The organism is Paenibacillus phoenicis (assembly GCF_034718895.1).
In the GTDB taxonomy this organism is placed as follows: domain Bacteria; phylum Bacillota; class Bacilli; order Paenibacillales; family Paenibacillaceae; genus Fontibacillus; species Fontibacillus phoenicis.
This window is the reverse complement of record NZ_JAYERP010000001.1, coordinates 2,335,489-2,361,843: the sequence shown is the minus strand read 5'-3', so window position 1 is coordinate 2,361,843 and position 26,355 is coordinate 2,335,489. Positions and strand designations below refer to the sequence as shown.

At 54.4% G+C, this 26,355-nt stretch carries 26 protein-coding genes; 21 read left to right on the top strand and 5 right to left on the bottom strand.

Annotated elements, in window-relative coordinates; genetic code table 11:
• Positions 1–260 precede the first annotated feature (260 nt).
• From U9M73_RS11090 to U9M73_RS11030, 13 genes are all read left to right on the top strand, one after another.
• Positions 261–2,540 carry an FMN-binding protein gene (locus U9M73_RS11090; RefSeq protein WP_323077313.1) on the top strand — a complete coding sequence of 760 codons (2,280 nt, stop codon included), beginning with the start codon at positions 261–263 and terminating at the stop codon, positions 2,538–2,540.
• Positions 2,541–2,697: 157 nt separating this feature from the next.
• The gene (locus tag U9M73_RS11085) at positions 2,698–3,654 is read left to right on the top strand and encodes a 3'-5' exoribonuclease YhaM family protein (protein ID WP_009224349.1); all 957 of its coding nucleotides are present in this window, start codon (positions 2,698–2,700) and stop codon (positions 3,652–3,654) included.
• Between the two features lie 269 nt (positions 3,655–3,923).
• Positions 3,924–4,805 carry an ROK family protein gene (locus U9M73_RS11080; protein WP_323077311.1) on the top strand — a complete coding sequence of 294 codons (882 nt, stop codon included), beginning with the start codon at positions 3,924–3,926 and terminating at the stop codon, positions 4,803–4,805.
• A 109-nt stretch (positions 4,806–4,914) separates the two neighbouring features.
• Positions 4,915–6,111 (top strand): GntR family transcriptional regulator, encoded by a 1,197-nt coding sequence (locus U9M73_RS11075; protein ID WP_323077309.1) that lies wholly within the window; start codon positions 4,915–4,917, stop codon positions 6,109–6,111.
• A gap of 754 nt (positions 6,112–6,865) precedes the next feature.
• Entirely contained in the window at positions 6,866–8,185 is a 1,320-nt protein-coding gene (locus tag U9M73_RS11070; protein WP_323077308.1) for an ABC transporter substrate-binding protein, read from the top strand.
• 28 nt (positions 8,186–8,213) lie between these two features.
• Entirely contained in the window at positions 8,214–9,101 is an 888-nt protein-coding gene (locus U9M73_RS11065; RefSeq protein WP_323077306.1) for a carbohydrate ABC transporter permease, read from the top strand.
• Positions 9,098–10,024, top strand: a complete 927-nt coding sequence (locus U9M73_RS11060; RefSeq protein ID WP_397376587.1) for a carbohydrate ABC transporter permease — start codon at positions 9,098–9,100, stop codon at positions 10,022–10,024. The genes U9M73_RS11065 and U9M73_RS11060 overlap by 4 nt, the downstream gene beginning before the upstream one ends.
• Before the next feature lie 19 nt (positions 10,025–10,043).
• Positions 10,044–11,162 (top strand): glycoside hydrolase family 76 protein, encoded by a 1,119-nt coding sequence (locus U9M73_RS11055; RefSeq protein WP_323077305.1) that lies wholly within the window; start codon positions 10,044–10,046, stop codon positions 11,160–11,162.
• Positions 11,162–11,611, top strand: coding sequence for a glycoside hydrolase family 76 protein (locus U9M73_RS11050; RefSeq protein ID WP_323077304.1), 450 nt, complete (start codon positions 11,162–11,164; stop codon positions 11,609–11,611). Before U9M73_RS11055 ends, U9M73_RS11050 begins: the two co-directional genes overlap by 1 nt.
• A complete protein-coding gene (locus U9M73_RS11045; protein WP_323077303.1) occupies positions 11,556–11,894 on the top strand; it encodes a hypothetical protein in 339 nt (112 codons plus the stop codon). Before U9M73_RS11050 ends, U9M73_RS11045 begins: the two co-directional genes overlap by 56 nt.
• Positions 11,895–12,014: 120 nt before the next feature.
• Positions 12,015–13,283, top strand: a complete 1,269-nt coding sequence (locus U9M73_RS11040; protein ID WP_323077302.1) for a glycoside hydrolase family 125 protein — start codon at positions 12,015–12,017, stop codon at positions 13,281–13,283.
• Between the two features lie 27 nt (positions 13,284–13,310).
• Positions 13,311–13,547 (top strand): carbohydrate-binding protein, encoded by a 237-nt coding sequence (locus U9M73_RS11035; protein ID WP_323077301.1) that lies wholly within the window; start codon positions 13,311–13,313, stop codon positions 13,545–13,547.
• Positions 13,535–13,687, top strand: coding sequence for a hypothetical protein (locus tag U9M73_RS11030; protein ID WP_009224339.1), 153 nt, complete (start codon positions 13,535–13,537; stop codon positions 13,685–13,687). The genes U9M73_RS11035 and U9M73_RS11030 overlap by 13 nt, the downstream gene beginning before the upstream one ends.
• Positions 13,688–13,755: 68 nt before the next feature.
• Here the strand turns inward: U9M73_RS11030 and U9M73_RS11025 are convergent, their stop codons facing one another.
• Entirely contained in the window at positions 13,756–14,097 is a 342-nt protein-coding gene (locus U9M73_RS11025) for a cupin domain-containing protein (RefSeq protein WP_323077299.1), read from the bottom strand.
• 256 nt (positions 14,098–14,353) lie between these two features.
• On the opposite strand from U9M73_RS11025, the gene U9M73_RS11020 reads away from it, so the two are divergent.
• From U9M73_RS11020 to U9M73_RS10990, 7 genes are all read left to right on the top strand, one after another.
• Positions 14,354–14,527, top strand: a complete 174-nt coding sequence (locus U9M73_RS11020) for a hypothetical protein (RefSeq protein ID WP_157268794.1) — start codon at positions 14,354–14,356, stop codon at positions 14,525–14,527.
• 206 nt (positions 14,528–14,733) lie between these two features.
• Positions 14,734–15,114, top strand: coding sequence for a Na-translocating system protein MpsC family protein (locus U9M73_RS11015; RefSeq protein WP_323077296.1), 381 nt, complete (start codon positions 14,734–14,736; stop codon positions 15,112–15,114).
• A 123-nt stretch (positions 15,115–15,237) separates the two neighbouring features.
• On the top strand, positions 15,238–16,020 hold the full coding sequence (locus tag U9M73_RS11010; protein ID WP_016311240.1) for an ABC transporter ATP-binding protein: 783 nt from the start codon (positions 15,238–15,240) through the stop codon (positions 16,018–16,020).
• Between the two features lie 40 nt (positions 16,021–16,060).
• Positions 16,061–16,963, top strand: coding sequence for an ABC transporter permease (locus U9M73_RS11005; RefSeq protein ID WP_397376588.1), 903 nt, complete (start codon positions 16,061–16,063; stop codon positions 16,961–16,963).
• A gap of 52 nt (positions 16,964–17,015) precedes the next feature.
• Positions 17,016–18,050, top strand: coding sequence for an ABC transporter substrate-binding protein (locus U9M73_RS11000; protein ID WP_260070247.1), 1,035 nt, complete (start codon positions 17,016–17,018; stop codon positions 18,048–18,050).
• Positions 18,051–18,092: 42 nt separating this feature from the next.
• The gene (locus U9M73_RS10995; RefSeq protein ID WP_036644808.1) at positions 18,093–18,719 is read left to right on the top strand and encodes a cysteine hydrolase family protein; all 627 of its coding nucleotides are present in this window, start codon (positions 18,093–18,095) and stop codon (positions 18,717–18,719) included.
• Between the two features lie 13 nt (positions 18,720–18,732).
• Positions 18,733–20,112 carry an MFS transporter gene (locus U9M73_RS10990; RefSeq protein ID WP_260070248.1) on the top strand — a complete coding sequence of 460 codons (1,380 nt, stop codon included), beginning with the start codon at positions 18,733–18,735 and terminating at the stop codon, positions 20,110–20,112.
• 55 nt (positions 20,113–20,167) lie between these two features.
• Here U9M73_RS10990 and U9M73_RS10985 read toward each other — a convergent pair whose 3' ends face one another.
• The 3 genes from U9M73_RS10985 to U9M73_RS10975 form a co-directional block, all read right to left on the bottom strand.
• Positions 20,168–21,655: a UxaA family hydrolase gene (locus U9M73_RS10985; protein WP_260070249.1), complete on the bottom strand. Its 1,488-nt coding sequence runs from the start codon at positions 21,653–21,655 to the stop codon at positions 20,168–20,170.
• A complete protein-coding gene (locus U9M73_RS10980) occupies positions 21,643–23,085 on the bottom strand; it encodes a tagaturonate reductase (protein WP_323077295.1) in 1,443 nt (480 codons plus the stop codon). Before U9M73_RS10980 ends, U9M73_RS10985 begins: the two co-directional genes overlap by 13 nt.
• 226 nt (positions 23,086–23,311) lie before the next feature.
• Positions 23,312–24,343 carry a LacI family DNA-binding transcriptional regulator gene (locus U9M73_RS10975; RefSeq protein WP_323077294.1) on the bottom strand — a complete coding sequence of 344 codons (1,032 nt, stop codon included), beginning with the start codon at positions 24,341–24,343 and terminating at the stop codon, positions 23,312–23,314.
• Between the two features lie 170 nt (positions 24,344–24,513).
• On the opposite strand from U9M73_RS10975, the gene U9M73_RS10970 reads away from it, so the two are divergent.
• Positions 24,514–25,434, top strand: a complete 921-nt coding sequence (locus tag U9M73_RS10970; protein ID WP_009224327.1) for a dienelactone hydrolase family protein — start codon at positions 24,514–24,516, stop codon at positions 25,432–25,434.
• Between the two features lie 26 nt (positions 25,435–25,460).
• Here U9M73_RS10970 and U9M73_RS10965 read toward each other — a convergent pair whose 3' ends face one another.
• A complete protein-coding gene (locus U9M73_RS10965) occupies positions 25,461–26,342 on the bottom strand; it encodes an AraC family transcriptional regulator (RefSeq protein WP_009224326.1) in 882 nt (293 codons plus the stop codon).
• Positions 26,343–26,355 lie beyond the last annotated feature (13 nt).

The following is a 26,355-nucleotide window of genomic DNA, read 5'->3' as shown; positions in this document are numbered from 1 at the left end:
CAAATTACCTAGTATTTAATGGGAACCGATCCAACTAATTTTTTTCACAGGTTATGTGAAATTCTTCACATTAATTCAGAGTCGGGTCGGTTCAAGGGATAGACATCGTGCAAGAGGGAGGGGCGCGATTGCTTGGAGAGCGTTATATCGGAATCGTGATCTGAGCACAGTCGAAAATTCAACAAGAACATGCCATGAACGGCGAGCAGGTGATGTAGCTTTACGTAACTCGGTGAAAATCACAAGGGAGAGGATTGCATTTGAAAAAGCTGATTAGCCTTACAGTAAGCGCGACGTTGGTGTTATCGTCCTTGTCGCTTACGGTTGGGACGTCCGGTTTCAAGCTGACCAGCATTGACGTGGTGTCTGCCGCATCGGAATCGGAAACACCAACCAAAGAAACAACACCTAGCAAAACCACAACACCAAGTAAGACAACGACACCAAGCAAGACAACGACACCAAGCAAGACGACAACTCCAAGCAAGACGACAACACCTAGCAAGACAACTACGCCAAGCAAGTCGACGACGAACAAAACTACTACAAAAACAACCACAAAAACTACGACCAAAACAACTACAAAAACGACAACAGCTCCTGTAAAGACAACAACGAAAACAACTCCGGCAAAAACTTCGGCGGTCAAACCTGCGGAAAGTCCGTATGTTGACGGTGTATATGTGGCCTACGGCAACGCTTATTCCAAAGGGACCGAAGGGGCCAAAGTCACGATCAAGGACGGAAAAATCGCCGCGATTGAGCTGCTCAGAACAAGCCCTAAGCTGATCGACAGAGACGTTCGCAACAACTATAGCGGCCTCTGGAACGCTTACGAAACGATGAAAGCGGACCTGCTTGGCAAAACGCAGGAGCAGGCCGCCAAAGTGGACGTTGTGTCCGGAGCGACCCGTTCCAGCGAGGGCTGGAAGCTGTCCGTTGACCGTGCCTTCCAAAGAGCTTTGAAAGAGAAGCCAAAGGGTGTCACTTATTTTGCCGGCGAGCATATGGGTGTCGATCCGGAAGGCAAATACATGGTGTTTGCGACCTTCGATGCAACGAAGCGTACAGCTGTCAAAGTATATCCGCTTGACGCCAGCGGCAATGCCATCGAAGAAGCAAATATGACCAGCGAGCAAGCGGCATTGGTGAAAGCGATCGCAGCCGAGCTGTTGGCGAAAGGTACCGGCGCCGTTGGTTCTAAAGGCCAGGAGGCTGAGTACAAAGCCGCTGTGAACGCATATTGGGACGCGGAGCAAAATGCCAAGGTAAACAACGATTCGAAATATATTGATGGATTCTACTCCGCCTACGGTTCTGCCCGCGATAAAGGGGTTGAGAGAGCCGACGTCTACATCCGCAACGGCAAGCTGGTTGATGTGAAGCTGTACAGATTGGGTTCCAACCTGATTGACCGCGGCGACACGGCCTATGCCGAAGTGGTCAAAGCAAATGCGCCGATGACGGCCAAACTGCTCGCGAACGGCTCGTACATCGAGAACTTCAAGGATGACGTTGATGCGATTGCCGGCGCCACCGAGAGCAGCCATAGCTGGAACCTCGCTGTAGAACGCGCTTTCGAGAAGGCGCTGAAGGTTCCGGGGAAAGCGAAGTATTTTGAAGGAACGTTTGCCGGTGTCGACAACCTGTCCAGATTGCTGGTTTTGGCTGACATTAAAGCAGACCACGTTTCGAACGTAAAAGTCTTCCTGTTTGATGATGCCGGTAAGCTGATCGCTTCCGACAAGCTGACGGATGAGCAACAAACCGTTGTCGCTCAGTTAACCGAAGGCTTGACTCAAAAAGGCGCGAACATGACGCCGATCGTAGGTCAAGAAAACCTGTCCCTCGCCGCCAGAGCGGCGTTCGCTGACCTGCTGAACAACGCGTCGAAAACGCAAGGCAATTATAAAGACGGCACGTACACGACCTACGGCGACGCTTACGACAAAGGGACGAACCGCGCCGATGTCACGCTGCGCAACGGCGTTATCGTTGGCCTGAAGCTGTATCGCGTCGGTGTGAATATGGTGGACCGCGGCGCTTCGGCTTACGCTGAAGTCGTTAGAGCGATCCCGATCCTGACCCGCGATCTGCTGTTTGCCGGAACGAGAGAGCAAGCGGCTCAAGTGGATGTTGTAACTGGGGCAACCAGCAGCAGCACCGCATTGAAAACGGCCGTCGAAAATGCTTATAAGAAAGCGGAAATCAGCGAGACTTACAAAACGGCTTATATCAACGGGATTTTCGCCGGTATTAACAAGGACAAATCCGTTTACGTGATGGTGACGGTGCAAAACAACATTCCGTTCAAAATGGAAGTCTTCTATTTGGATGAAAACGGCAAAATCAAGACTGAAGACCAATTAACCGCCGACGAGAAAGCCGTCAAGGCGGAAATCGAAACGCCAACTGCCGAAGGTTCCCTGCATAAATACGGGTATCGTCCGGCAGCGTTTGGCGAAACCGAAGGCGTAAAAGCGGTTTCCGCACAAGTCATTGAGGCCGTCAAGGACGCGCTTGAGAACGCCGGAAGATAAGCATTGATTTGAAATGAAAAGGACGCTGGCCCTGTGAGATTCACGGGGAGGCGTTCTTTTCTTGTTCTTAGAAGGCGGGCAGGCGGGGATGAAAAGACGCTGAGGTTTTGGCTGTCCCATAGTATAATGGGTCTATCATGGGTTTGGAGGAATATGGGTGACGCAAATTAATCAATTACGAAACCAGGATGAATTTATTGGCTTTTATTTGCTGAAGGAGCTGGAGATCAAGCAGACGAACGCGAATCCGCCCAAAGACTATTTAGATATCGTATTGTGCGATTCCACCGGGGAAATCCCGGCCAAATTTTGGGATGCCTCGCCAACGGACAAGGAAACGTTTTTCCCGATGAGGCTCGTGAAGGTGCGGGGAATCGTGCAAACCTACCGCGAGAAGCTGCAGGTGAAAATCTTGCAGATGCGGTTGGCCAAGCCGGAAGACGGCGTGAGGCTCACGGATTTTATCCGCTCTGCGCCCATTTCGTCGGAAGCGCTGATCCATACGATCCAGGCCGTCATCAACGATATTGCCGATCCGGATATTCAGGCGATCGTTCGCTTTTGCGTCGGTAAGGTGGAGGAGAAGCTGGCCCATTATCCCGCGGCCAAAACGCATCATCACGCTTATTTCGGCGGCTTGGCCTACCATATGGTACGGATGCTGGAAATCGGCGATTTTCTATGTGCGCAGCGCGCGTTCTTGAACCCGGACCTGCTGAAGGCGGGCATCATTTTGCACGATATTGCCAAGCCGGAAGAAATGGTGGCTGAACTCGGCATCGTGTCCGAGTATAGTACGCCCGGCAAGCTGCTTGGGCATATTTCGATGGCGTCGCAGTGGGTGACCGAAGCGGCCATTCGCCTGGGCATCGCGCTGGATTCGCCGAAGGTGCTCGCCCTGCAGCATTTGGTGTTGTCCCACCACAACTTGGGGGAATGGGGCAGCCCGGTGCAGCCGCAGACGCCGGAGGCCGTCGCCCTCCACCATATCGATGCGCTGGACGCCAAGCTGCAGATGGTAGAGGACGCGCTGGCTACGACGCCGGAATCCGAAGCGTGGACGCCGTTGATCCGGGGCTTGGAGAACAAGGGGATCTACCGGTTGAAATGGTAGGGTAGGCAGGACGCATTGAGAGTTTATGGTTCACTGCCTTCTGCGGTCGATAGGCATCGATGATTTTCAGGCGGTAGCCTTGGCTTTCTAAGTCGTCGTTAACTTTTTCAAAGCGCGGGCTGCGCGCAGGGTTAGGATGGCAAATGGGCCGTTGTATCCGTCGATGCGCTCCCCGATGAAATTATCACCGGTATAATAGCGGAGATCGTATACGGCGTTTGGGATCACTTCGTCGAGGTAAATCCTATCATGACAAAGGAGGAGATTTGATGCGTATCGGAGCAATTGAGGCCGGCGGGACAAAGTTCGTGTGCGGCGTCGGAAATGAGCACGGAGTCATCGAGGACCAGATCAGCTTCCCCACAGAGCTGCCGGAGCCAACGTTGGAAAGGGTGATTGCTTATTTTCGCGATAAAAATGTAGAAGCGATTGGCGTCGGCTCGTTTGGCCCGCTGGACTTGAATCCAAGCAGCGCCACTTACGGGCATGTCACGACAACACCGAAGCCGGGCTGGAACGGATATGATGTGCTTGGCAAATTAAAATCGGCTTTTGATGTTCCCTATGGCTGGGATACAGACGTGAACGCCGCCGCCTTGGGCGAGGCAAAGTGGGGTGCCGCTCAGGGGCTGGACAGCTGCGTGTATTATACGGTGGGGACCGGGATCGGTGTCGGGGTCTTGGCCGAAGGTAAGCTTGTCCATGGATTGATTCATCCGGAAGGTGGACATGTTCTGCCGCGGCGGCATCCGGAGGACGACTTCCCCGGGCTATGCCCGTATCATGGGGACTGTCTAGAGGGCATGGCTGCGGGGCCAAGTCTTGAAGCGCGTTGGAAGGTAAAAGGACAAGAGCTGGCACCGGACCATCCTGCCTGGGCCATCGAAGCCTACTATTTAGCGCAGGCGGTGACCGGGTCCATCCTCATGCTCTCACCGCAAAAAGTGATCATGGGCGGCGGCGTGATGCAGCAACCGCAGCTGTTCCTGTTGATTCGCAAGGAAGTTCAGCGGAACCTGGCCGGATATGTGAACGCGCCAGCCATTTTAAGTGGGATTGATGATTATATTGTCCCGCCGGGATTAGGGAATCAGGCTGGGCTTTGCGGCGCCCTCGCCCTGGGGTTGGAGGCCTTGGCTCGCTCCAACTGAAGCTTGGGGTTCTGCGAACCTTTTCAAGCATGGTTCGACATTAGCGATATATCATGATATATTATAATATATATCATGTCCTTGTGTGAGGGAACGTGGGAGGAACGTCATGAGTGAAACCACCTCGTCAAAACCGATGTACGAGAAGATTTTCGATGATGTAAAGCAGAAAATCCTAGATCATAGTTATAAACCGGGAGACCGGATTCCATCGGAGAAGGAGCTGGCCGAGGAATATCAGGTTAGCCGGATTACGAGCAAGCGAGCTTTAGAAATGCTGGCTGCCGAGGGGATTATCGTTCGGAAGCCGGGACGCGGCTCGTTTGTGACGGACCCCGAAGCCGAGGGCACAGGCGCGGAGGAACAGGCGAATGGCCGATGGGACGGAATCTATAGTGGGAACAGAACGGACAAGGAGGCTGCCGGAAAGCTGATCGGCGTTGTGCTGACGGATTTTGCCGGCAGCTACGGAACGCGGCTGATCTACGGGATGGAGGATGCTGCGCGGGAGCAGGATTGTTTTCTTGTCCTGAAGCGGACGTTTGGGGTTCAGGAGAACGAGGAAGCGACGATTCGCAAGCTGCTGCAGCTTGGCGTCGACGGATTGATCGTATTTCCGGCACAGGGGGAGTATTTCAACGCGGAAATCCTCAAGCTGGTGATCGAACGCTTCCCGCTGGTGCTGATCGACCGGGAGCTGAAGGGCGTGGCGGCGGCATCCATCATTACCGACAATGTGAAGGCGGCGCAGGAGGCGACGGAGCATTTGTTTGACCTCGGACACGCCCGCATTTCGCTGTTATCTCCGCCGCCCATCGATACGTCGGCCGTCGAGGAACGGATCGAAGGGTTTGTGCAGGCGCATGCCGGCCGCGGTATCGCTGTAGAGCGGGAGCTGTGGATCAGCGACTTGACGTCGACGCTGCCGAACTCTTTTTACGATGACAATATTGAACGGGACATTCAAAAAATCATGCGCCATCTCGAGGCCCATCCTACGATTTCGGCCTTCTTCGCCATCGAGTACAACATCGCGCTGCTGGCTAAAGCGGCGGTGACCCGGCTTGGCCTGCGCATTCCTGAGGACGTGTCGATCATCTGCTTCGACAGCCCGCAGTTCCGCATCGGCGAGGGCTACGCCTTCACCCATATGCGTCAAAGTGAAGAAGATATGGGCAAGCTGGCCGTGGAAAACGTGCTGGCCCTGATGGAGAACCGGCCGGTAGCGAACAAAATCAAGCTGCCCGCGGTGCTCGTCCCCGGGGAGTCCACCGGACCCGCAAGGGAGGAGCGGGAGCGTAAGTAGCGCAGGGCTTGCTCCCTGGGTGAGTAGCGTAAGGCTTACCTCCTAGGGGGGGCCTAGTAGCTTAAGGCGCACTTCCAAGGTGGAGCGCGAGTAGTGTTAGGCTCACCCTCTGGGTGGGGACGCAAGCAGTAGTGTTAGTGTCACCCCCTCTGGGGGGAACTACAGTAGCATAAGGACACCCCCCTAGGCGAAGTGCTAGAAGGCTTACCCGCTGGGTGGATCGCAAATACCCTACGGTGGATTCAAGTTGCCCCGCCTCAACTCATACATGCCGAAGCTCAACTGCAAAAGTGCAGTTCAACTTCGGCATTTTTTCGTTTTTACCGGCCTTGGAATATAAAAGTGCAGTTAGTTTAAGGTGATTTAGTGGAAAAGGGAGAATTAGGCGGATTTTAACTGTACTTTTACAGTTGAAGGGTCCCAAAGCGACGCTTTCTCTAAAATCAACTGTACTTTTACATTTAGGCGCCACTTTTGGTGGTGCGGTCATTTACGGCAGGATGTTGTCTTCCGTTTACGGACCTTTCTAATTACGGACTTTCTCGATCAAGGCCCTTCCCCATTAATGACATTTCTACAGGAAAGCCATTTTTGTACTCTCCAAATGTTGAAGGGGGTCATTTGGCATACCTTTATATACCAACCAACATCGATATTTTTGCTTATTGACATAATGATATGATACCAATATACTATCCTTATTGAAAACGCTTTAATTACTATGTTATTCGAAATGAAAAGGGGAGGTTTACAAATGAAAAAGTGGATGTTCGTGATGCTGGTGACCGTCCTGTTTGGTGCGATGCTGGCTGCTTGTGGAGGGGGCGGTAACGGCGGCAGTGCTGGAAACGGCGGCGGCAGCGGGGGTAGTGGTGACACCGGAGGTGGCGGCAATACCGAGAAAGTGAAGCTGACGTTCTGGGGCGACTGGGGCGGCGAAGGGCAGAAGCAGTTTGAGACGATGGTTGACGCCTTCAACAAGTCGCAGGACAAGATCGAAGTCAAATACGTGCTTCAGCAGGATATGGTCACGAAATTCCTGACGGCTGCGACGAGCGGCGGTGCGCCGGATATTTTGTTCTGGGACCGCTGGAGAACCTCGCTGTACGCTCCGAAAAACGTGCTTCGCCCCATTGACGACTATATGGAGCGCGACGGGGTGAATAAAGAAGATTTTTACGAGGAGTCCTTAAAGGAACTGACCAATAACGATAAATTGTACGGTCTGCCGTTAACAGTGGATGCCCGCGCGTTGTTCTACAACAAGAAGATGTTTGCCGATGCAGGGCTGGAGGCGCCAACGACGTGGGACGAATTGGAGCAGGCAGCCAAGACGCTGACGAAATGGAACGGCAGCAAGCTTGAAACCGCAGGCTTCTCCATGGCCGATCCGGGGCTGTTTAACATGTATCTGCAGCAAGCCGGCGGGCAAATGCTCAGCGAGGATGGCAAGACCAACTTCAACAATGAAAAAGGCAAACAGGTTCTGGAGTTTTGGCAGCGCTTGCTGAACGAGGACAAAGTTTATAAGGTCGGCTTCGAACAAGGGCTTGGCGAAGGTACCGACGCGTTTGTTACAGGGAAAGTGGCTATGCTGTACACCGGACCTTGGATGATGAGCACCTACAACAAATATGGCAAGGATCTGGAATACGGCATCGTACCGCCGCCGGCAGGTCCGAATGGCGATAAAGGCAGTGTGATGGGCGGCTTCGGGCTTGTCATCCCGCAAGGCTCCAAGCACCCGGATGAGGCGTGGGAGTTCATCAAATGGTGGACGGCGAACAAGGACAACGCTTTGCTGTGGGCAAAAACGAGCTTGAACCTGCCAGGCTTTAAACCGGCGCTTGAGGATCCGTTCTTTAGTGAAGATCCATTGTGGAAGCCGTTTACGGAAACGTTGGAATTTGCAAAGACGCGTCCGACACATCCGGGATACTCCGTCATGGAGGAGAACGCGCTGATTCCGAATCTGCAACTGCTGCTTCAGAACAAGCAATCGATCGACGAGACGCTGAAAAAAGCCCAAGAGCAAGGCGACAAACTGCTTGCGGAAAATGCGGTCGTGAAGTAAAAACCGGCCTCTGAAAGGGGAACAAAGAATGGCATCCGTCAATAAGCTCGAACGGCATCAGGCCCGAATGGCCTATCTGTTCATTACACCAACTATGTTGCTATTTGCCGTATTCATGGTCATCCCCGTCGTGATGGCCCTGTACCTCAGCTTCACCAACTATGACGTGCTGAGCAGCAACGATTGGGTTGGGCTGGACAATTACCGCCGCCTGATCGACGATGCGCTGCTTTGGCAGACCTTTTTAAACGTGTTCTATTACGCGATCGTTTTTGTACCGCTGAATTTGTTGATCTCCTTGCTGTTTGCGATGCTGCTTAACAAAAAGATACGCGGGGTCAAGCTGTTCCGCACGTTTTATTACCTGCCGACCTTGACCTCGGCCGTCGCGGCGGCCACCGTATGGATCTGGATGCTGCATCCCGAATACGGGATGATTAACGGACTGCTCGCATACCTTGGCATCACCGGCCCGGCTTGGGTGTCGCAAACGGAGACGGCCATGCTGTCGATCATCGTCATGACGCTTTGGCAGTCGGTTGGCTCCAACATGATCATCTATTTGGCCGGCCTTCAAGGCGTGCCGGACTATCTGTACGAATCGGCCCGGCTGGACGGGGCGTCGCGGTTTGCCTGCTTCCGCTACATCACTTGGCCGCAGCTTCGCCCAACGACGTTCCTGGTCAGTGTCATGTCCATCATCGGCGCCTTGCAGTTGTTTGACCAGGCGTTTGTCTTAACGCAGGGCGGACCGGCGAACGTCACCAAAACTCCGGTCTACCTGATCTATCAGCAGGGCTTTAACCAATTGCAGATGGGGTATGCCTCGGCGCAGGCGTTTGTGCTGGCGATGGCGATCCTAGTATTTTCAATCATCAGCATGAAAATCACCAAAGCGGAGGAGCCGATCGTATGACAAATCCAGAGACGATAAAAACGGGCGTCGGTACCCGGCGTCCACAAATCGGTGTACCCATGCAGAAGCGATTAGCGAATGTACTGTTTTATACGGTTGGCAGCATCATCGCGGTCATTATGTTTTTGCCCTTTTATTGGAGCGTGCTGACCTCGTTTAAACAAGACGAAGACATGTTCACCCTGCCGATTAAATGGTTTACGGCGAACCTGACGTTCGAGCATTATTACAACGCGTTTACGACCGTGCCTTTTGGCCTTTATTTCTGGAATTCCTTTATTCTTGCGGCAGCTGGGGTGTTATGTAACCTGTTCTTCGGTTCGCTGAGCGGCTTTGCGTTTGCCAAGCTGAAATTCCGGATGAACCAGCCGTTCTTCCGCATCCTGCTTGTCTCCATGATGGTGCCGGGGATCGTGACGATGATCCCCAGCGTTTACGTGCTGCGCCATATCCCGCTGGCAGGCGGCAACGACTTGTTCGGCAGCGGGGGGTACGGGCTGATGAACTCGTTTTGGGGTATTATTTTGCCGGGGGCATCCGGGACGTTTGCGGTATTTTTCATGCGACAGTTCTTTCTGACCCTGCCCAATGACATGATGGAGATGGCGCGGATCGAAGGCTGCGGTGAATTCAAAATCTTCTGGCGCATTTACTTGCCGCTGACCAAGCCGGCGCTGGCTACACTCGGGATCTTTACGTTCCAGGCCGGCTGGAACGGCTTCCTCTGGCCGATGATCGTCCTGAACGATCCGTCGAAGGCGACGATTCAGATGGGGCTGCAGGCTTTTTCATACAATTATCAGACGGACTATGGGCCGATGATGGCGGGGGCGCTGGTGGCGATCCTGCCGATCCTGGTGCTGTTCCTGCTGCTGCAGCGGTATTTTATCCAGGGGATCGCGTTTAGTGGAATCAAGGGCTAGGACAGAGGGGAGAGATCATATGAAGACCACCACGAAGGAAACTGAAATCACGCAGCAACGGGCCGACTTGGCTCAGACGGCGCTGGACGAATTATTCTGGAACGAAAAGATCCAAATGTACAATATTCAAACGCCTTGTGAAAACGGGGCATGCAACGAGATTTTTCATTACTGGTGGATGGCGCATGCGGTGGATGTGCTGGTCGACGGACTGCGGCGCACGGGGGACCGGCGATATGCCCAGCGGCTGGAGCAGCTGTACGACGGACTGCTTCAGCGCAACGGCGGCGCATGGCCCAATGAGCTGTACGACGATATGGAGTGGATGGCGCTCGCTTGGCTGCGCGCCTATCAAGCCACGGGCGAACCGCGCTACAAGGAGGCCTCCCAGCTGCTGTGGCAGGACATCCAAACCGGATGGAACGAGCAAATGGGCGGCGGGATCGCCTGGCAGAAATCGCAGCTGGACTATAAAAACACCCCGGCCAACGCCCCTGCCATCATCCTGGCGGCCCGGTTGTACCAAGCGTTTGGCGATCCGGACGATTGGGCTTGGGCACAGCGGATCTATGAGTGGCAGGCGGCGAACCTTATCGACCCGGCCACCGGGTTGGTGTGGGACGGTATGAACCGTACCGGGGATGGGACGATCGACAAGGATTGGCGGTTCACTTATTGCCAAGGCGTCTTTATTGGAGCTTCGGTGGAGATGTACCGGGTAAGCGGTGATACAGCCTACTTGGAGGCGGCGCTTCGCACGTTCCGCGTCGTCCTACAGGAGTTTACCTCCAGCGAGACCGGCCTGCTGCCGGAGGAAGGGGACGGCGATGCCGGACTGTTCAAAGGCATCCTGATCCGTTACTTGGTGCAGTTGGCTCAGGCGGCCCCGGACCATCCCGAGATTGCCGAGTACGTCGCCCTTCAGGCGGAACGCGCCTGGAGCCGGCTGGCCGCTCCGCAGCAACCGCGGTTCGGCACGGATTGGAGCTGTGGTCCAGCACCGGAGGGGGCCGTGTCCCTCAGCTCGCAGCTAAGCGGCGTGATGCTGATGGAGGCGGCGGCAGCGCTTGAAACGGGTGCGGATCAGGCGGCCTCGGAGCTAACGTCGGATGCTGCGCCCCAAGGGGAGATGCCGTGATGGATCGCCGCGAGCTAGGCTGGGCCCAACTGGCGGACCGCATGCACCGCGACCTGTTCGACTGCTACGGGAATGAGCAGACCGGCATCCTGGACCAGTGGTATCCGCGTACGGCGGGCCGGGCCGGCGAAAATTTCTACTACTGGTGGCAAGCCCATGTCCTCGACGTGCTGGTGGATGCCTACGAGCGGACCGGCGACCCGGCGCTGCCCGATCGGATGAGGCAGTTCTGCCGCAGTCTGGAGCGTTATAACGGCGGGACGTTCACGCATAATTATTACGACGACATGGAGTGGACGGCGCTGGCGCTGCTGCGGGCTTACCGGGCGACCGGTGAGGCGTGGTATGAGGAGAAGGTCCAAGAGCTGTGGGCGGACATCCAAACGGCTTGGAATGAGCATTGCGGCGGGCACCGCAGCCGCCTGCTTCGAGGAGCTGTGCGAGCCTGATATTTGCCTGCTTCCCGCGGAAGGCATCGACGATACCGGGTTATTCAAAGGCATCCTCATTCGCTACCTCGACCGTCTCTTGGAGATCGACCCAGAGTGTCCACGCGTGCGGGAGGTTATTTTCGCCAATGCGGAGACCCTTCGATCCAGCGGGCTGCTTGAGAACCCGACGCTGTGCGGCCCTTCTTGGAAGGAGCCGCCGACCTTGCCGGTTCAGCTCAGCGTCCAGTTGAGCGGCTTGATGCTGCTGGAAGCGGCGGCAAGGCTGGAGGCGCGAAAGTGAGGAACATGTCATACAGAACCGCCGGAAGCGAACGTACGGCATAACGAGCATAACGAGCATAACGAGCATAACGAGCACAATAAGCACAACGACTACGAGACAACACGGAGGAGATTAACCATGACTGAGCAACTGACTCAATCCGATATTATTGTCTTGGTGGAGACGAAAATGAAGCATCGCCCGAAAATCGTGGAGATGTTCAAACGGTGTTATGAAAATACGCTGGAAACCACCATCCATCGCCACGACGACGGGACGGTGTTTATGCTGACCGGCGATATCCCGGCCATGTGGTTGCGCGATTCCGTGAACCAGCTTCGGCCGTATCTGATCCCGGCGGCGCAGGATGCCGGCTTGCGCGAGATTATCGAGGGCGTGTTGAGAACGCAATACCAATCGATCCTGCGGGACCCGTATGCCAACGCGTTTAACGAATTTGAGAATTTCCGCGGCCATCAGACGGATTTGACTGAGATGTCCGGCTGGATTTGGGAACGTAAATACGAGGTGGATTCGTTATGTTATCCTCTGCAGTTAGCCTATCTTTATTGGAAAAATACCGGGGAAACCCGCCACTTCACGCCGGAATTTAAGCAAGCGGCCGAGTTGATTTTGCAAACCTGGCGGACTGAGCAGCGGCATGAGGAACTGTCAAAATACACGTTCGTCCGGGAAAACAGCGGGGAAACAGATCGGCTTCCGGGACCGGTCGGCTATACGGGGATGACCTGGTCGGGCTTCCGCCCCAGCGACGATGCCTGCAAATACGGCTATCTCGTTCCGTCGAACCTTTTTGCCATCGTGGTGTTGGGTTATTTGCTGGAGATCAATGAGCGGTTTTTCGGAGATGACGCTTTCGCCGATGAGGTACGTGCGCTGCGAGAGGACATTCGGCAGGGGATTGAAAAATACGCCATCATCGAGGATGCGGAGTTCGGGAAGGTGTACGCGTACGAGGTTGACGGGCTTGGCGGCGTGAATCTGATGGACGATGCCAACGTGCCCAGCCTGTTGTCGCTGCCTTATCTCGATTACTGCAGCAAAGGCGATCCGATCTATCTCAACACGCGCCGGATGATTCTGAGCCGCCGCAACCCTTACTACTATGAAGGAACGTATGCCAAAGGCATCGGCAGCCCGCACACTCCGCCAGACTACATTTGGCACATCGCCTTGTCCATTCAGGGAATCACCGCGCTGGAGGAATCGGAAAAGCTGGAGATTCTGGATATGTTCGAGCGGACCGATGCCGGAACGAATCTGGTGCATGAAGGGTTTCACAAGGATAATCCATCGGAGTATACGCGGGAATGGTTCTCCTGGTCCAACGCCATGTTTGTTGAATTCGTGCTCAGTTTATGTGGTCTGGAAATTGCCATGCGCTAGCTTTCGGGTAAGGAAAACAATCCGAAAATGGAGAAGGTTACGGGAACCGGCGGCTGGCAGGAGTTTAAGGTGTTCTCGGCGGAGGTCACCGCTCCGGTACGCAGCAAGCATATCGTTTTCCTGTACTTCAAAGGCTCGGATTGGCTGTTTAACCTGGATAAGTTTACGTTGGCGATCCCGCCGTATTTACGGCACCGCCTGTTACGCCTGAGCCGCCTCGTGACCACACCCCACCAGGAGAGGTTGAGCATGTGCGAGCGGTAAAGGAAAATGGACAGATTCGGCTAACATGGGACGGACCGTATGATATGGACGGCGTGAAGGTGCAGATCCGTCTGCTCAAGAACAAGAAGAATGTCTCCAATGGATATACCGTTTCGCTGGGAGATTTGCTCAAGAAGTAAATAAAAACAGACCGGGGCGGATGTGGGATCCTGCCTTCGGTCTGTTTTTCGCGATTAGAATTAGCGTCTTAAATATTCTGCGCGTACTCTGGTGCGGGAACTTTGGTTAAGACAACGTACAGGCTGGCGGGCTCCGTTCCGTCATTCCGGTAGGAAAAGGCTTCCGCTCCTTCCAGATGCAGTGCTTCACCCTGATTCAGCGGCGAGGTTGCTCCGTCCACCGTGATCGACCCGCTGCCTTGCAGGGCTAGAATAAATACGTCCGTATTCGGATGCGTGTGGGTTGGCAGCTCTTGGCCCGGCATAAAGTTCAGCACGAACACGACGCTTTCGCCTTTTTTGAAGGCGATCCGTTTGGAGAATTTCTCGGCTTGGAAGTCCTGAAGCTGGGCTAATGCTAATTTTTCCATCTTGATGATTTCCTCCTTGTAACGGTCGCGTGGACCGGATCGTTTGGCTGGGTTTCTCCGGTTTGATCGCCGGAATCCCTGCTCCTTGTCTCCTATGTTAGCATCGAGTTGCTCCTTTCTTCTTGATTCAGATCAAGTTTGCGAAAAAATGCCCCTATTTCAAAACTCTGTGAAATGGCCACTACTGCAAATTGGAGTAAATTGGAGAAAGGGGATATGGATGTTTTTTGAAAATGTGGTGAAAGGAGTAACGCTCGTGAAACGTTTTCCGGGGATGGATCAAGAAGCGGTCATGATGGAGATTAAGCAGCTCAAGCAGAAAGCTGACCGGCTGCTTGCGATGTCAATTCGGCTGAATCAACCCAGCTTGGCGGACGAAGCGGAGCGGTTGTACCAGCAAATTGACAGGTTGGCTTTGCTCACCGGGTAATTTGACACATTTCATCCTAAGCCATACGTTTAAATATAGCTCTCATGTAAAATAACATCACATCCGAGTGGATGGATGTTATTTTTTTTGACGTAAATGTATTGACAATCCCTTTTGAACGCCTATAATTAATCACAAGAATAATAGTTTAATCAATCACACCCAAGAGTTATGATAGAATACCTGACATGAAGGAGGGTGTGAGTATGGCCATCTCAACCGCTGGCGAATGGAAGCAGGACATTTTGAGGATTTACAACGCGATAAATAAGCAAATCTTTAACGTGGGTGTAAAACAGCAAAAAGTAGATTTCGTCGGCAACAAAATTGTGATTATTTCTTTGAACGGGCGAGTGCCTGTCTTAAAGCTATTGGATGAGGCTTATCCTCACTCCACGAGGCAGCTGGATTACTTGTTGTTTCAGGTGTTCAAGCGGGAGATTAAGGCAGCCCTCGAACGGCAATTTCAACTGAATATCGTCGCCGTACTCAAAGATTACGATGCAGAGACCGAATTTTCCGGTACGATCGTTGTCTTGGATCGCGACGTGGAGGATTATCTGAAGGAGTCGTCGGAACTTCGCTAATCGAAAGAGCCGACCAATCGTCAGTTTGGACTCGCAGCGCTATTGTTAGGAGGCGCTATGGGTTTTGACTGGCGATTTTTTTATATCAAAAAATGAAAATTTCAAGGAGTGGAGGCGTGGAGCATGCAACCCAAAATCGAGATTAACGGAGTTAGTAAATGGTTTCGCCGGAACGGCCGAGATATCCCGGCCATGCAAGAAACGAGCCTGAAGATTGAAGCGGGAAGGTTTGTCAGCATCATTGGCCCAAGCGGTTGCGGCAAGTCTACCTTGTTCAACATCATTGCCGGACTCATTCCACCCTCTACCGGAGAGGTGCTTGCGGACGGGGAGAATATCGTGGGGAAGACGGGATATGTCGGTTACATGCTGCAAAAGGATATGTTGCTGCCGTGGCGGACGATTCTAGACAACATCATTCTGGGGATGGAAATTCGCGGCGTCCCTAGAAAGGAAGCGGTGGATCGAGCTTTGCCCCTGATGGAGAAGTATGGACTCAAAGGTTTTGATAAGCATTATCCCAAGGAATTGTCGGGAGGTATGCGGCAACGGGCTGCGCTGCTGAGAACGTTGCTTTACGACCGCGACATCATCTTACTGGACGAGCCGTTTGGCGCGCTTGATGCACAGACCCGGCTAACGATGCAAAATTGGCTGTTGCAAATTTGGACCGACTTTGGAAAAACGGTGTTGTTCGTCACCCACGACATCGATGAAGCAATTTACTTGTCAGACGATATTTATGTCTTCTCTTCGCGGCCGGGCCGGGTCAAAACGAAAATCACGGTCACGATGGAGCGCCCGCGCAAAACGGAGGATATGACGTCCCCGGATTTTATGGAACTGAAACATCTCTTGCTTGACCAGTTATCGGCGGGACATGCGGAGGAAGAACTCGCGCTTTGACCGTTTGGATAAAAAAATAACGATCTAGGAGGGATGAAGTGTGGAAGAAACTGTGCGTAAATCGACCTTTGTGATCCATTCTCTATCCACCGATGCGGCGGTAACGGTAGCCGAAAAAAAGCTGAAGCCCCCGTCTGCCTCAAATTCAGCACCGCTGATTTATGACGAGGAGGCAGCGGAGCGGAAGAAAGCCCGCAGAATCGGCTGGGGAAGGGTGGCCGTAGGGGTTCTGCTGTTCATCATCTGGGAGGTGTTTACCCGGATCGGTTGGCTGGATTCTTATTATTGGAGCAGCCCGAGCGCGATATGGCAAACGACCTGGCTGCAAGTGGCAGAGGGCGGGCTGCTGGGGGATATCGCCTATACAGCAGGCTCAACCGTGCTGGGCTTTGTGTTCGGCACATTATGCGGAGCTTTGTTGGGCTTGTCCTTCTGGTGGTCACGGAGCTATGCCGGCATTAGCGAACCTTACTTGATTATATTAAACGCGATGCCCAAGCTGGCTCTTGCGCCTGTCCTCGTCATTTTGCTGGGAATCGGCTTCTTCTCCAAAGTGGCGCTGGCTTTTTCCATGACGGTTGTGGTATCTGCCTTGTCCGCCTACAGCGGGGTGAAGAGCGTGGACCCGGACATGGAGAAGCTGATGTATTCGCTTGGGGCCAAACGCTGGCAGGTGTTTACCAAAGTCGTCATTCCATGGTCGATGCCTTGGATCATCAGCAGCTTGCGTATCAACATTGCTCTGGCGCTTGCCGGGGCCATCGTCGGTGAATTCATCGCCTCCAGCCAAGGCGTTGGACGCATGATCATGTATGCGGGGACGATTCTTGACATCAATCTCGTGTGGGTTGGCGTAGTGGTTTTGTCTGTGCTATCCATGGCTATGTATTGGGGAGTTGTACTCTTGGAAAGAGGGTTGTCCAAAGGTTTCGGCGTCAAGTAGCGGGAAACCTGTCAGTCAACCGGAAAGAAAATGTTCATGAGGGGGAAGTTGGATGAGAAAGAGCAGACTGTTACCGTTATTATTGGGATTGGCTTTGACGGGCAGCTTACTTGCAGGATGCGGAGGGAAAAGCGAGCCAACGGAGGAAGCGGCAGAGGGGAGCACAGAGCTCAAAAAGATCGTCATCGCCGAACCGGTTCATTCCACGGGATATCTTCCGCTCTATTTGGCTCAACGGGAAGGTTACTTTAAGAAACGGGGATTGGATGTAGAAGTGATTCAGGCTGCCGGCGGCGCTCACGTCACGGCGGTGGTTAGCGGGGACGCATGGGGCGTCATCGGTGGAACGGAGTCCAATGCGCTGGCAAACAAGAAAAATTCCGATCCCATCGTGTCGATCGTCAACGTCGTTAACCGAGCCAACGTATACTTGGTAGCCAAGAAGGGGCTGGCTCCGGCCGGCAGTTCAGAGGCGGATTTGAAGGAGTTCTTTAAGGGGAAGAAGATCAACGCCGGACGTCATGGCGGTACTCCTAATTTGCTGATCCGTTATTTGCTGATCTACTTGGGACTGGATCCGGAGAAAGATGTCACTCTGCTTGAGCCGGCGGATGCCTCGACGGTCGTGACGATGGTGCAGCAGGGAGCGGCAGATATCGGCAATGGGGCGGAGCCGCAAATTAGCGACGGGATCTCCAAGGACGTCTGGGGCGAACCCTTTTATAAATTCCATGACTTCGGCGATTTCTCCTATTCCGTGCTCAGCGTGAAACAATCGACGATCGATAAAGATCCGGAAACGGTGCAGTTGTTCACCGACGCTATTATTGAGGCGCTGAAGGTGGTTCAAGAGGATAAAGAACTAGCGATGAAAAACATGAAAGCCGAGTTCCCTACGTTATCCGATGATGCGATTCAGGCCTCCCTTGACCGCGCCTATGCGGACAGCCTATGGAGCAGGGATGGGTTCATTACGGAAGCCGCAGTGAAACAAGACATGGACGTGCTGATCAAAACCGGGATTTATACGGGCGATTACTCCTATGACCAATTGGTCGACATGCAGTTCGTTAATTCATCCAAGTAAGGAAAGGGAAGGTGAAGCGAAGTGAATTTAGAGCAGAAGCTAATGAACAGCCGGACAGCCATCGTGGTGGTAGATGTTCAAAATGATTACTGTCACCCGGAGGGAGCTTTAGCCCAAGCGGGTAATGACGTTGGTGCCGTGGCCGACATGATGCCGAATTTACATCGCTTGCTGGCGGCGGCCAGAGAATTTGGGGTACCGGTGATGTTTATCCAGACCTTTCATGAAGAAGCGACCGATTCCGAAGCTTGGAAAGAACGATCTAACGGAAAATCGATGGCGGTATGCCGGAAGGGCACCTGGGGGGCGGATTTCTACGAAGTTGCCCCCGAGCCGGGTGAGGTTGTCGTGAACAAACACCGATACAGCGCTTTTGTGAATACTCGGCTCGATTCGATCCTGCGGAGCCAGAAGATCGAAACGCTGATCATGACCGGTGTCAGCACCAATGTGTGCGTGGAATCGACGGCCCGGGACGGTTTTATGCTGGATTATCACATCGTGCTGCTTCGCGATGCTTGCGCCTCTTATTCCAATCAAGCTCATGAAATGACGATCAAAAATATCGAAGGATATTTCGGTGAGGTCACGGACACCCGGGAAGTGATTTCCTTGTGGGAACGGGCTTGGAAGACGACCGTGAACCCAATGACAATGACACAAGTGTAAAGCAGGTGCAGGCATGGGCATGAACGGCAAATACCGTACACTGGTTCAATATATCATTTGTACGGGAGCCTTTTTATCTAACTGTTCCGCCGGCATGTTCAACATCGCGCTGGTTGATATCGCTAGAGATTATCAGATCGGTCTTGCCTCCGCGCAATGGGTTGTTACGGCTTATCTGCTGGTCATTTCCGTACTCCTGCCGGTGATGGGGAAACTCGGGGATATCCGGGGACGGCGGTCCGTGCATAATCTGGGTTATCTCGGTTTCGCGTTAGGGGCGCTTGGCTGCGCGCTTGCCCCGTCACTGGGCTGGCTGATTGCCTTCCGTATCGTGCAAGGCCTTGGCGCTTCGATGTATCAGGCGACGAACATGGCGCTGATCGTTTCTCTGTTTCCTCCTGAAAAGAGAGGGAGAGCCTTAGGGATGATCAGCACCTTCGTGGCCGCCGGTTCGATGATCGGCCCCAGCCTGGGCGGTGTACTGATTCAATGGATATCTTGGGAGGCATGCTTCTGGCTGCTGGCCGGTACCGCGTTAGTGGCTTGGATGATGGCCCAGCGGTTTATTCCGAAGGATCAGCCGGAGGAGCAAGGGCACATCGATGTAACCGGAGCTCTGCTGTTTGGGACTTCGTTAACCGGCCTTGTCACAGCGATTCATCTAAGCTCGGAATGGGGATGGGGATCTCTGCCTGTGGTCGTGTTGCTGCTGTTGTTTGCGGGTTGTGCCGCCGGGTTTGTGATGTGGAGTCTCTCCACCAGCGACTCCCCCTTCATCGATCTCAAGCTGCTCGGCGATGCTGCGACGAGTACCGGGCTCTGGATCACCATCGTTACGTATATGGCCGCGTTTTCGGCGCAACTCGTATTGCCGGTGTTTCTTCGCCATGAGCTTAGCACTCCGCCGGCGATGGCCGGATTGATGATGATGGGTTATCCGCTGGCGTTGATCGTCGCCTCCCCGTTATTTGGCAGTTTGTCGGACAAGCACGGTTCCTTACCGTTGTTGACGGCCGGATTGTTGGCGATGTCCGGGACGTTAGTTGCTTTAGGTTTTCTTTCCTCCTCGTATCCGATGTTTCTATTAATTACATTGATTGTTTTGCTGGGTGCATCCATGGGGATGATCACTTCGCCCAATACGAGCCTGGTGATGGGCCGTGTGGATCCTGGTCACTTGGGGTTAATCAGCAGTTTACTCGCGTTGTCGCGTAATCTTGGCATGATATTCGGTACTGCGGCAGGCGGCGCGTTCATAGCCGGCGCAGACGGTTATCGGATGGTTTTCGTCCTTTGTCTCGCGTTGGTGTTAGGTTCCGTAGTTCTTCTGCTTGTTACCGTTCGTCAAGCACGGCACCGTCGTCGCCATGAGGAGACGGTATCGCCATCCTAAAAAAGCCATTGCCTGGACGTTAACGTCTGGGCAATGGCTTTTTGGCGTGATTCGCTTACAATGTGACCCCCGTTTTGAAAATAGCCAGCTCGCGGACCTCGTTCTGCTCGTTCCGGGTGGGTTGACCGCTGGCTACCGCGATAACGTAATGGATAAACTGCTCCAGCACTTCTTCCATCGGCGTATCCAGCAAGACCCCGGCGTTGAAGTCCATCCAGTGCTGTTTCCGGGCGAACAGTTCGTTGTTCGTGGCGACCTTGACGGTAGGGACGAAGCTGCCAAACGGCGTCCCGCGGCCGGTCGTGAAAAGGACTAGCTGGCAGTCGGCGGCGGCCAGCGCAGAGGAGGCGACCAGGTCATTTCCTGGTGCCTGCAGCAGGCTAAGGCCTTTCTTGCGCAGCTTCTCGCCGTATTTCAGGACGTCGACCACCGGGGCGGTCCCGGCTTTTTGCGTGCAGCCCAGCGATTTGTCCTCCAGCGTACTAATGCCGCCGGCTTTATTGCCGGGCGAGGGATTTTCATAGACAGGCTCGCCGTAGGACAGGAAATATTGCTTAAAATCGTTGATGAGAGCAACAATTTGCTCGAACACCTCTTGACTCTCCGCGCGGGCCATCAGCATCTGCTCGGCCCCAAACATCTCGGGAACTTCTGTTAGAATCGTAGAGCCGCCCTGCGAAATGAGAAAATCGGAAAAAGCGCCGAGCAGCGGGTTGGCCGTAATGCCGGAGAAACCGTCCGAGCCGCCGCACTTAAGCCCAACGTTCAGCTCGCTGAGCGGCACCGGCTCCCGGCGGTCGTTGCGCGCCGCCTCAACCAGTTCTTCCAGCAGCGCCAGGCCAGCCTCCAGCTCATCCTCGACCTCCTGAGCTACAAGAAATTTGACGCGTTGCTCGTCGTAATCGCCTAGCCGCTCCCGGAACTCGGATACGACGTTATTCTCGCAGCCCAGTCCAAACACGAGAACGCCGCCTGCATTGGGGTGAAGCACGGCGTCTGCGAGAATGCTGCGCGTCATGAGATGATCTTCCCCAAGCTGCGAGCAGCCGTAGGGGTGCTTCAACACGGTAATGTTGTCGAAGGGGCCAAGATCCGGGTGCTCCGCTTTAAAGGCGCGGATCATTTGCTCCGCAATCCCGTTCACACAGCCGACGGTAGGCACGATGTACAGATCGTTGCGTATGCCGGTTTTTCCGTTGGCCCGACGGTATCCCTGAAAGGTTAGGGAACGCTTCGGATAAATGACCGGGTGCAGGTTCGGATGATATTCGTATTGTTCCTCACCGGCGAGGTTCGTTTTTACGTTATGCGTATGCACCCACTCGCCTGGAGCGATCGCGGTTATGGCATGGCCAATCGGATAGCCGTATTTCGTGACGGACGAACCGGCGGGAATGGCGGTGAGTGCGATTTTATGGCCTTGGGGAATGTCCTGCACCGCTCGAACGGACTCCTTGTCAAGCTGGAGATCTTCACCAGCTGCGATTGGCCGCAAAGCCACCGCTACGTTGTCGCGCGGGTTCATTTTCATTAATCGTCGCATAGGCTGCCGCCTCCCAACCATTGTAATGTCGCTCGGGCGCCAAAAGCGTCCAGCTTCCGGACATATTGCTCCAGGGTGTCGGCCAGTTCGGGAACGCTGGATAAGTCTTCTCCCCACAGCTTCGTTTCCCGTAACAGGGCCGGAATCGCTTCAGCGGGCTGCGACCACGCCTGATCAAAGAGGGCCAGCACCTCCGGGCTGTCCTTCCGCACAAGCCGATCGCCCCGATAACCAACCAGCAAGGCGGCGAAGGCCAGCGTGATCCGCTTCGGCAATTCGCCCCGTTCCCGCTGGTAGCGAAGGAGCACAGGCAGCAGCCGGGTCTGGAATTTGGCGATGCTGTTTAGCGAGATCGAAGCCAGCTCGTGTCGGATGAACGGGTTCATAAAGCGTTCCCGCACGGCCTCGGCATAAGACAACAGCCCGGATCTGGGCAAATCAAGCATCGGAACGATCTCCTGCTCCATCAGCTCCCTAACGAACACAGACAAATCCTCGTCGTTCATCACATCCTCGACCGTTGTCAGACCGGCGAGTAAGCCCAACGCGGCCATCGCCGTGTGGGGGCCGTTCAGCAGATGAACCTTCTGCTCGCGGTACGGACGCAGGTCCTCGGTGAAGATGACGTTTAATCCCGCCTCGGACAGCGGCAGCCGTTCAGGCAGCCAGGCCGGGCCTTCGATGACCCACAGCAGGTAAGGCTCGGCGGTCACCATCAAGCGGTCTTGGTAGCCAAGCTGTTGTTCCAGCTGCCCCGCTTTCTGCTGCGGAAATCCGGGGACGATCCGGTCCACGAGGCTGCAGCAAAAGGTGTTTTCCCGTTCAAGCCATTGAATGAACCCATCGCCAAGATCCCATTCGGCGGCGTAGCGCAGCACGATCTCGCGCAGCTTCTCGCCGTTGCGGTCGATCAGTTCACAGGGGATGATCGTAAATCCCGCTTTGCCCAGCTGATAGCGGCGGTAGAGCAGGGCGGTCAGCTTGCCGGGAAAGCTCCGCTGCGGCGCGTCCGTGAGGCGGTCCTCCGGGTTGTAGGCGATGCCGGCCTCGGTAGTGTTCGAGGTGATGAACTCCAGCGAATCTTGCTCCGCTAGAGCGAGAAATTGCTCATAATCGGTGTAAGGACTGATCAGCCGGCTGACGGAGTGATTGATCTCGTGTTCGTTGACCACTTGCTGCTCCGCGATCCCGTTAATAAGAACCGTGTAAAGGTGATCCTGCTTCGCATAATGTTCGGATACCGGGCTGCTCTGCGGCTTGATCATCACCACGCTGCCTTGAAACCGGCCTTGCTTGTTCATCTGCTGCACCTGCCAGGCGGTAAAGGCACGCATGAAATTCCCTTCGCCGAACTGGATCATCCGTTCCGGGTAGGCAGGCAAATCGGGAAATAAGGTTCGGGATAAGAGCGGGTATTGCGGTGTGTCCATCGTTTTTTCGCCTCCTTGTTTTAGATGCTGATAGGAGATTAAGAGAAGTTAGGTATTTGCACACGTGAACATTTTGGAGTATGGCGAGCTGCCTGGCTTGCCGGAAAGGACCAGGACAAGCTTGAGAAGCTGTCGAAGTGCGGGACGAAGCGAACCCTTAGCGGCTAACAGAAGCAACCCATAGCGGCTTGCAGACGATAAGCATAATTCAGCGCTACAGTTCAAATCAAGAGATCTTGGCCACGGACTGACGGATCACCAGCGTCGTTGGGACGAACAGGGTCTCGCCAGGTGGTTCTGTTGGTTGTTCCTTATCCGATGATTCTGTACTCGGGGGTTGCATCAGCTCGATCAGCTTGCGGGTTCCCAGTTCGCTGATATCAGCAACCGGCTTGCGGATGGTCGTCAAGGCTGGATTCGTGTAACCTGCGAACACGATATCGTCGAACCCGATCAGCGACACCTGATTGGGCACGTTCACGCCCCGGGCGAAGCAGGCGTTCATCGCCCCGATCGCCATATCGTCGTTCGCGCAAAACACCAGCGTTGGCGGCTCCTTCAGATCCAGCAGCGCGTTCATCATCCGGTACCCGCTGTCGATGCTGTAATCTCCGGCAACTTGATATTCAGCGGGAAGGGCAAGACCATGGGTGAGTAAGCTTTCCAGGAAGCCTTGCTTCCGTTCAGCCGCAGACCGAAAGCCTGCTTTGCCTTCCATGATGGCCAGCCGCCGATGGCCTTGGGCGATCGCATAGTTGATCGCTTCCCGCACCCCTTCCCGATCATTGGCAACGACGTTCACGATGCCGGGATCGTCCAGATAGCGGTTTAGGACAACGAGCGGGATGCCCGCCTGCTTCACATGGTAAATAAACGCATTGTCGGCATCGCTTTGGCTCATGACTAGGATACCATCGAAGCGGTGCGGCGAAATGCCCTCCAAATGGCGGATGCCGTCGATCCCGTGCACAGTAAGACTGTAGTTTTCATCCAGCGCATGGTGAATGCCCTTAATCGCATCCACGAGGAAGCTGGCCGACGTGCCTTGATCGATGCTGGAGAAGAACAAACCGATCGTATACGTCTTCTTCATCACCAGACTTTTGGCGCTGACATTCGGAACATAATTCATTTCGGCGGCGATTTTTTCGATTTTCGCCCGCGTCTCCGGCTTAATCAGCGGGCTCCCGTTTAACGCCCGGGACACCGTGGTGTGGGACACACCGGCCACGCGGGCAATGTCTTTAATCGTAATCATAGAACCTCAACTTCCGCAGGAATTCGCAAGTTTTTCACGTTTTCATTCTATTCCCAGATATCTAAAAAAGTCAAGAAAAACAAGCAATGCACACGTGAAAATAAAATTTGCCCCAAGTTAAATGTAAGCGCTATAATTATCGGTAAAATAAACGGAGAGGATGAGCGGATATGCACGTTGAGGAGCAGCGATCAAAGCTATGGGAGGCGCTTGGGGAGTTGCCGTCCTTTGAAAGACCGGTTTCCGCCCGGTTATTAAAGCGGGAGGCGTTGGACGGATATGAGCTGGAGACCTTGCTGCTGGATTTAAACGGGCTGGAGCCGGTACCGGCATATTTCGCTAAGCCGCAGGAAGGGGAGGGACCTTACCCGCTTGTCGTGTTTAATCACTCCCACGGCGGAAATTACGGGAACGGCCGCAAGGAGTTGATTCGCAGCAGCGGTTATCTTCAAGAACCGTCTTTTGCCAAGGTGCTGACCGGCCTAGGCTGCGCGGTATGCAGCATAGATATGTGGGGCTTTCATGAGCGCAGCGGCAAGACCGAAGGCGAGCTTGTAAAAGAAATGTTGTGGACCGGACGATCGTTATGGGGCATGATGATTTACGATAATTATCGGCTGATCGACTATCTGTGTACCCGGGAAGACATCGATCCTTCGCGTATCGGCACGATCGGCATGTCCATGGGAGGGCTGATGGCGTGGTGGCTGGCAGCGCTCGACGAACGGGTGGGCGTCGTCGTTGACCTCTGCGGGCAGGTTGATGCAGAAACATTGATTGCGCGGCGCGGTCTGGAACATCACGGGTTTTATTACTACGTACCCGGGCTGCTGAAGCATTTTACGACCCTCGATATTCAAAAGCTCATCGTTCCCCGCCCCCGTCTCAGCCTGGTTGGCCGCAACGACCGGTTATGCCCATTTGAAGGGGTACAGCTGCTTGATCAAGGCTTACGTGAAGCCTATGGAGCCGCTGGAAAGCCCAACCATTGGCAAACCGTCATCACCGGCGGCGGTCATATGGAAACCGCGGAAATGCGCGCGGCGTGGCCAGAATTTATCGCCCAGCATCTGCTGCATTCCGCGCCATAGGAAGGGGTTCGCGCCCGGAGCGGTCATCAGCCGCTTTCCCTTCCGCGAAGCTCCTCCGACGGCAGCCGGCCGAACTCGCGCTTGTAAAGCCGGGCGAAATAAACCGGCTCTAAGCCGACATAAGCCGCGGCTTGACGGATCGTCATGTCGGGATGATCCATCAATAGGTGCCGGGCTGTTTTCAGCCGGATCTGATGAAGGTATTGCAGCGGCGTTAACCCCATCGCTTGCCGGAAGAGCCGGGTCAGCTGCTTCTGCGAGTAGCCGACGTGGCCTGCCAGTCCGGCGATGGTGATCGGCCGATTCAAGTGGTCATGCAGGAAGCGAATCGCAACATCTACAACCGACGCCCGGTATGAGGCGGGGGGAGCGGCGGGCGGTACCACTGGGACGCCTGAATCGGCCTCTACGCTCGTTTGGCCTGACGTATCCTTGAGGATGGCTAGAAACAACGAATACAGCAGCTCGGTCGTTCGCCAAGGGTCATGCTCGTTGCCGGACAGCTGCCAGATGGCAAGCAGGCGATCCGTAAATAACGAGACGTCCGAGAGCTGCAGCAGCCGAGGGGCATCCCCAAAGCCCCAATGGCTTAGCACCTCGCCGAAGTTTTCCAGCAATGTGACATACCCGACGAACCAGGGCTCCTCCCCGTAAGGCATATATTCATGAGCGCAGCCGGCGGGGATGTAGAGTAATTGGCCGGGGCGAAGAATGTCCCATTTGTCCTTGTTAACATAAAGCCGGCGAAACTGCCCTGTCCCGGAGATCGTCAAGAACAGCTGATGCGCCGAGAATCCCTTCATCCGCGTGAGCGGAGGCTGAATTTCCGTACCAACTGTATAAACGGATAACGGCAGAAGCTCGTTGCGGGAAGGGGTTAAATTACTTCTGAGCGGAAGCAGGTCCATGGGGAGTTCCTCC

Excerpts from the sequence above, each read along its gene's own strand:
- U9M73_RS11080 (WP_323077311.1), top strand. The coding sequence starts at position 3,924 with ATGCGTATCGGAGCAATTGAGGCCGGCGGGACAAAGTTCGTGTGCGGC.
- U9M73_RS11075 (WP_323077309.1), top strand. The coding sequence starts at position 4,915 with ATGAGTGAAACCACCTCGTCAAAACCGATGTACGAGAAGATTTTCGAT.
- U9M73_RS11070 (WP_323077308.1), top strand. The coding sequence starts at position 6,866 with ATGAAAAAGTGGATGTTCGTGATGCTGGTGACCGTCCTGTTTGGTGCG.
- U9M73_RS11065 (WP_323077306.1), top strand. The coding sequence starts at position 8,214 with ATGGCATCCGTCAATAAGCTCGAACGGCATCAGGCCCGAATGGCCTAT.
- U9M73_RS11060 (WP_397376587.1), top strand. The coding sequence starts at position 9,098 with ATGACAAATCCAGAGACGATAAAAACGGGCGTCGGTACCCGGCGTCCA.
- U9M73_RS11055 (WP_323077305.1), top strand. The coding sequence starts at position 10,044 with ATGAAGACCACCACGAAGGAAACTGAAATCACGCAGCAACGGGCCGAC.
- U9M73_RS11050 (WP_323077304.1), top strand. The coding sequence starts at position 11,162 with ATGGATCGCCGCGAGCTAGGCTGGGCCCAACTGGCGGACCGCATGCAC.
- U9M73_RS11045 (WP_323077303.1), top strand. The coding sequence starts at position 11,556 with ATGAGCATTGCGGCGGGCACCGCAGCCGCCTGCTTCGAGGAGCTGTGC.
- U9M73_RS11040 (WP_323077302.1), top strand. The coding sequence starts at position 12,015 with ATGACTGAGCAACTGACTCAATCCGATATTATTGTCTTGGTGGAGACG.
- U9M73_RS11035 (WP_323077301.1), top strand. The coding sequence starts at position 13,311 with ATGGAGAAGGTTACGGGAACCGGCGGCTGGCAGGAGTTTAAGGTGTTC.
- U9M73_RS11025 (WP_323077299.1), bottom strand. The coding sequence starts at position 14,097 with ATGGAAAAATTAGCATTAGCCCAGCTTCAGGACTTCCAAGCCGAGAAA.
- U9M73_RS11015 (WP_323077296.1), top strand. The coding sequence starts at position 14,734 with ATGGCCATCTCAACCGCTGGCGAATGGAAGCAGGACATTTTGAGGATT.
- U9M73_RS11010 (WP_016311240.1), top strand. The coding sequence starts at position 15,238 with ATGCAACCCAAAATCGAGATTAACGGAGTTAGTAAATGGTTTCGCCGG.
- U9M73_RS11000 (WP_260070247.1), top strand. The coding sequence starts at position 17,016 with ATGAGAAAGAGCAGACTGTTACCGTTATTATTGGGATTGGCTTTGACG.
- U9M73_RS10995 (WP_036644808.1), top strand. The coding sequence starts at position 18,093 with ATGAACAGCCGGACAGCCATCGTGGTGGTAGATGTTCAAAATGATTAC.
- U9M73_RS10990 (WP_260070248.1), top strand. The coding sequence starts at position 18,733 with ATGGGCATGAACGGCAAATACCGTACACTGGTTCAATATATCATTTGT.
- U9M73_RS10985 (WP_260070249.1), bottom strand. The coding sequence starts at position 21,655 with ATGCGACGATTAATGAAAATGAACCCGCGCGACAACGTAGCGGTGGCT.
- U9M73_RS10980 (WP_323077295.1), bottom strand. The coding sequence starts at position 23,085 with ATGGACACACCGCAATACCCGCTCTTATCCCGAACCTTATTTCCCGAT.
- U9M73_RS10975 (WP_323077294.1), bottom strand. The coding sequence starts at position 24,343 with ATGATTACGATTAAAGACATTGCCCGCGTGGCCGGTGTGTCCCACACC.
- U9M73_RS10970 (WP_009224327.1), top strand. The coding sequence starts at position 24,514 with ATGCACGTTGAGGAGCAGCGATCAAAGCTATGGGAGGCGCTTGGGGAG.
- U9M73_RS10965 (WP_009224326.1), bottom strand. The coding sequence starts at position 26,342 with ATGGACCTGCTTCCGCTCAGAAGTAATTTAACCCCTTCCCGCAACGAG.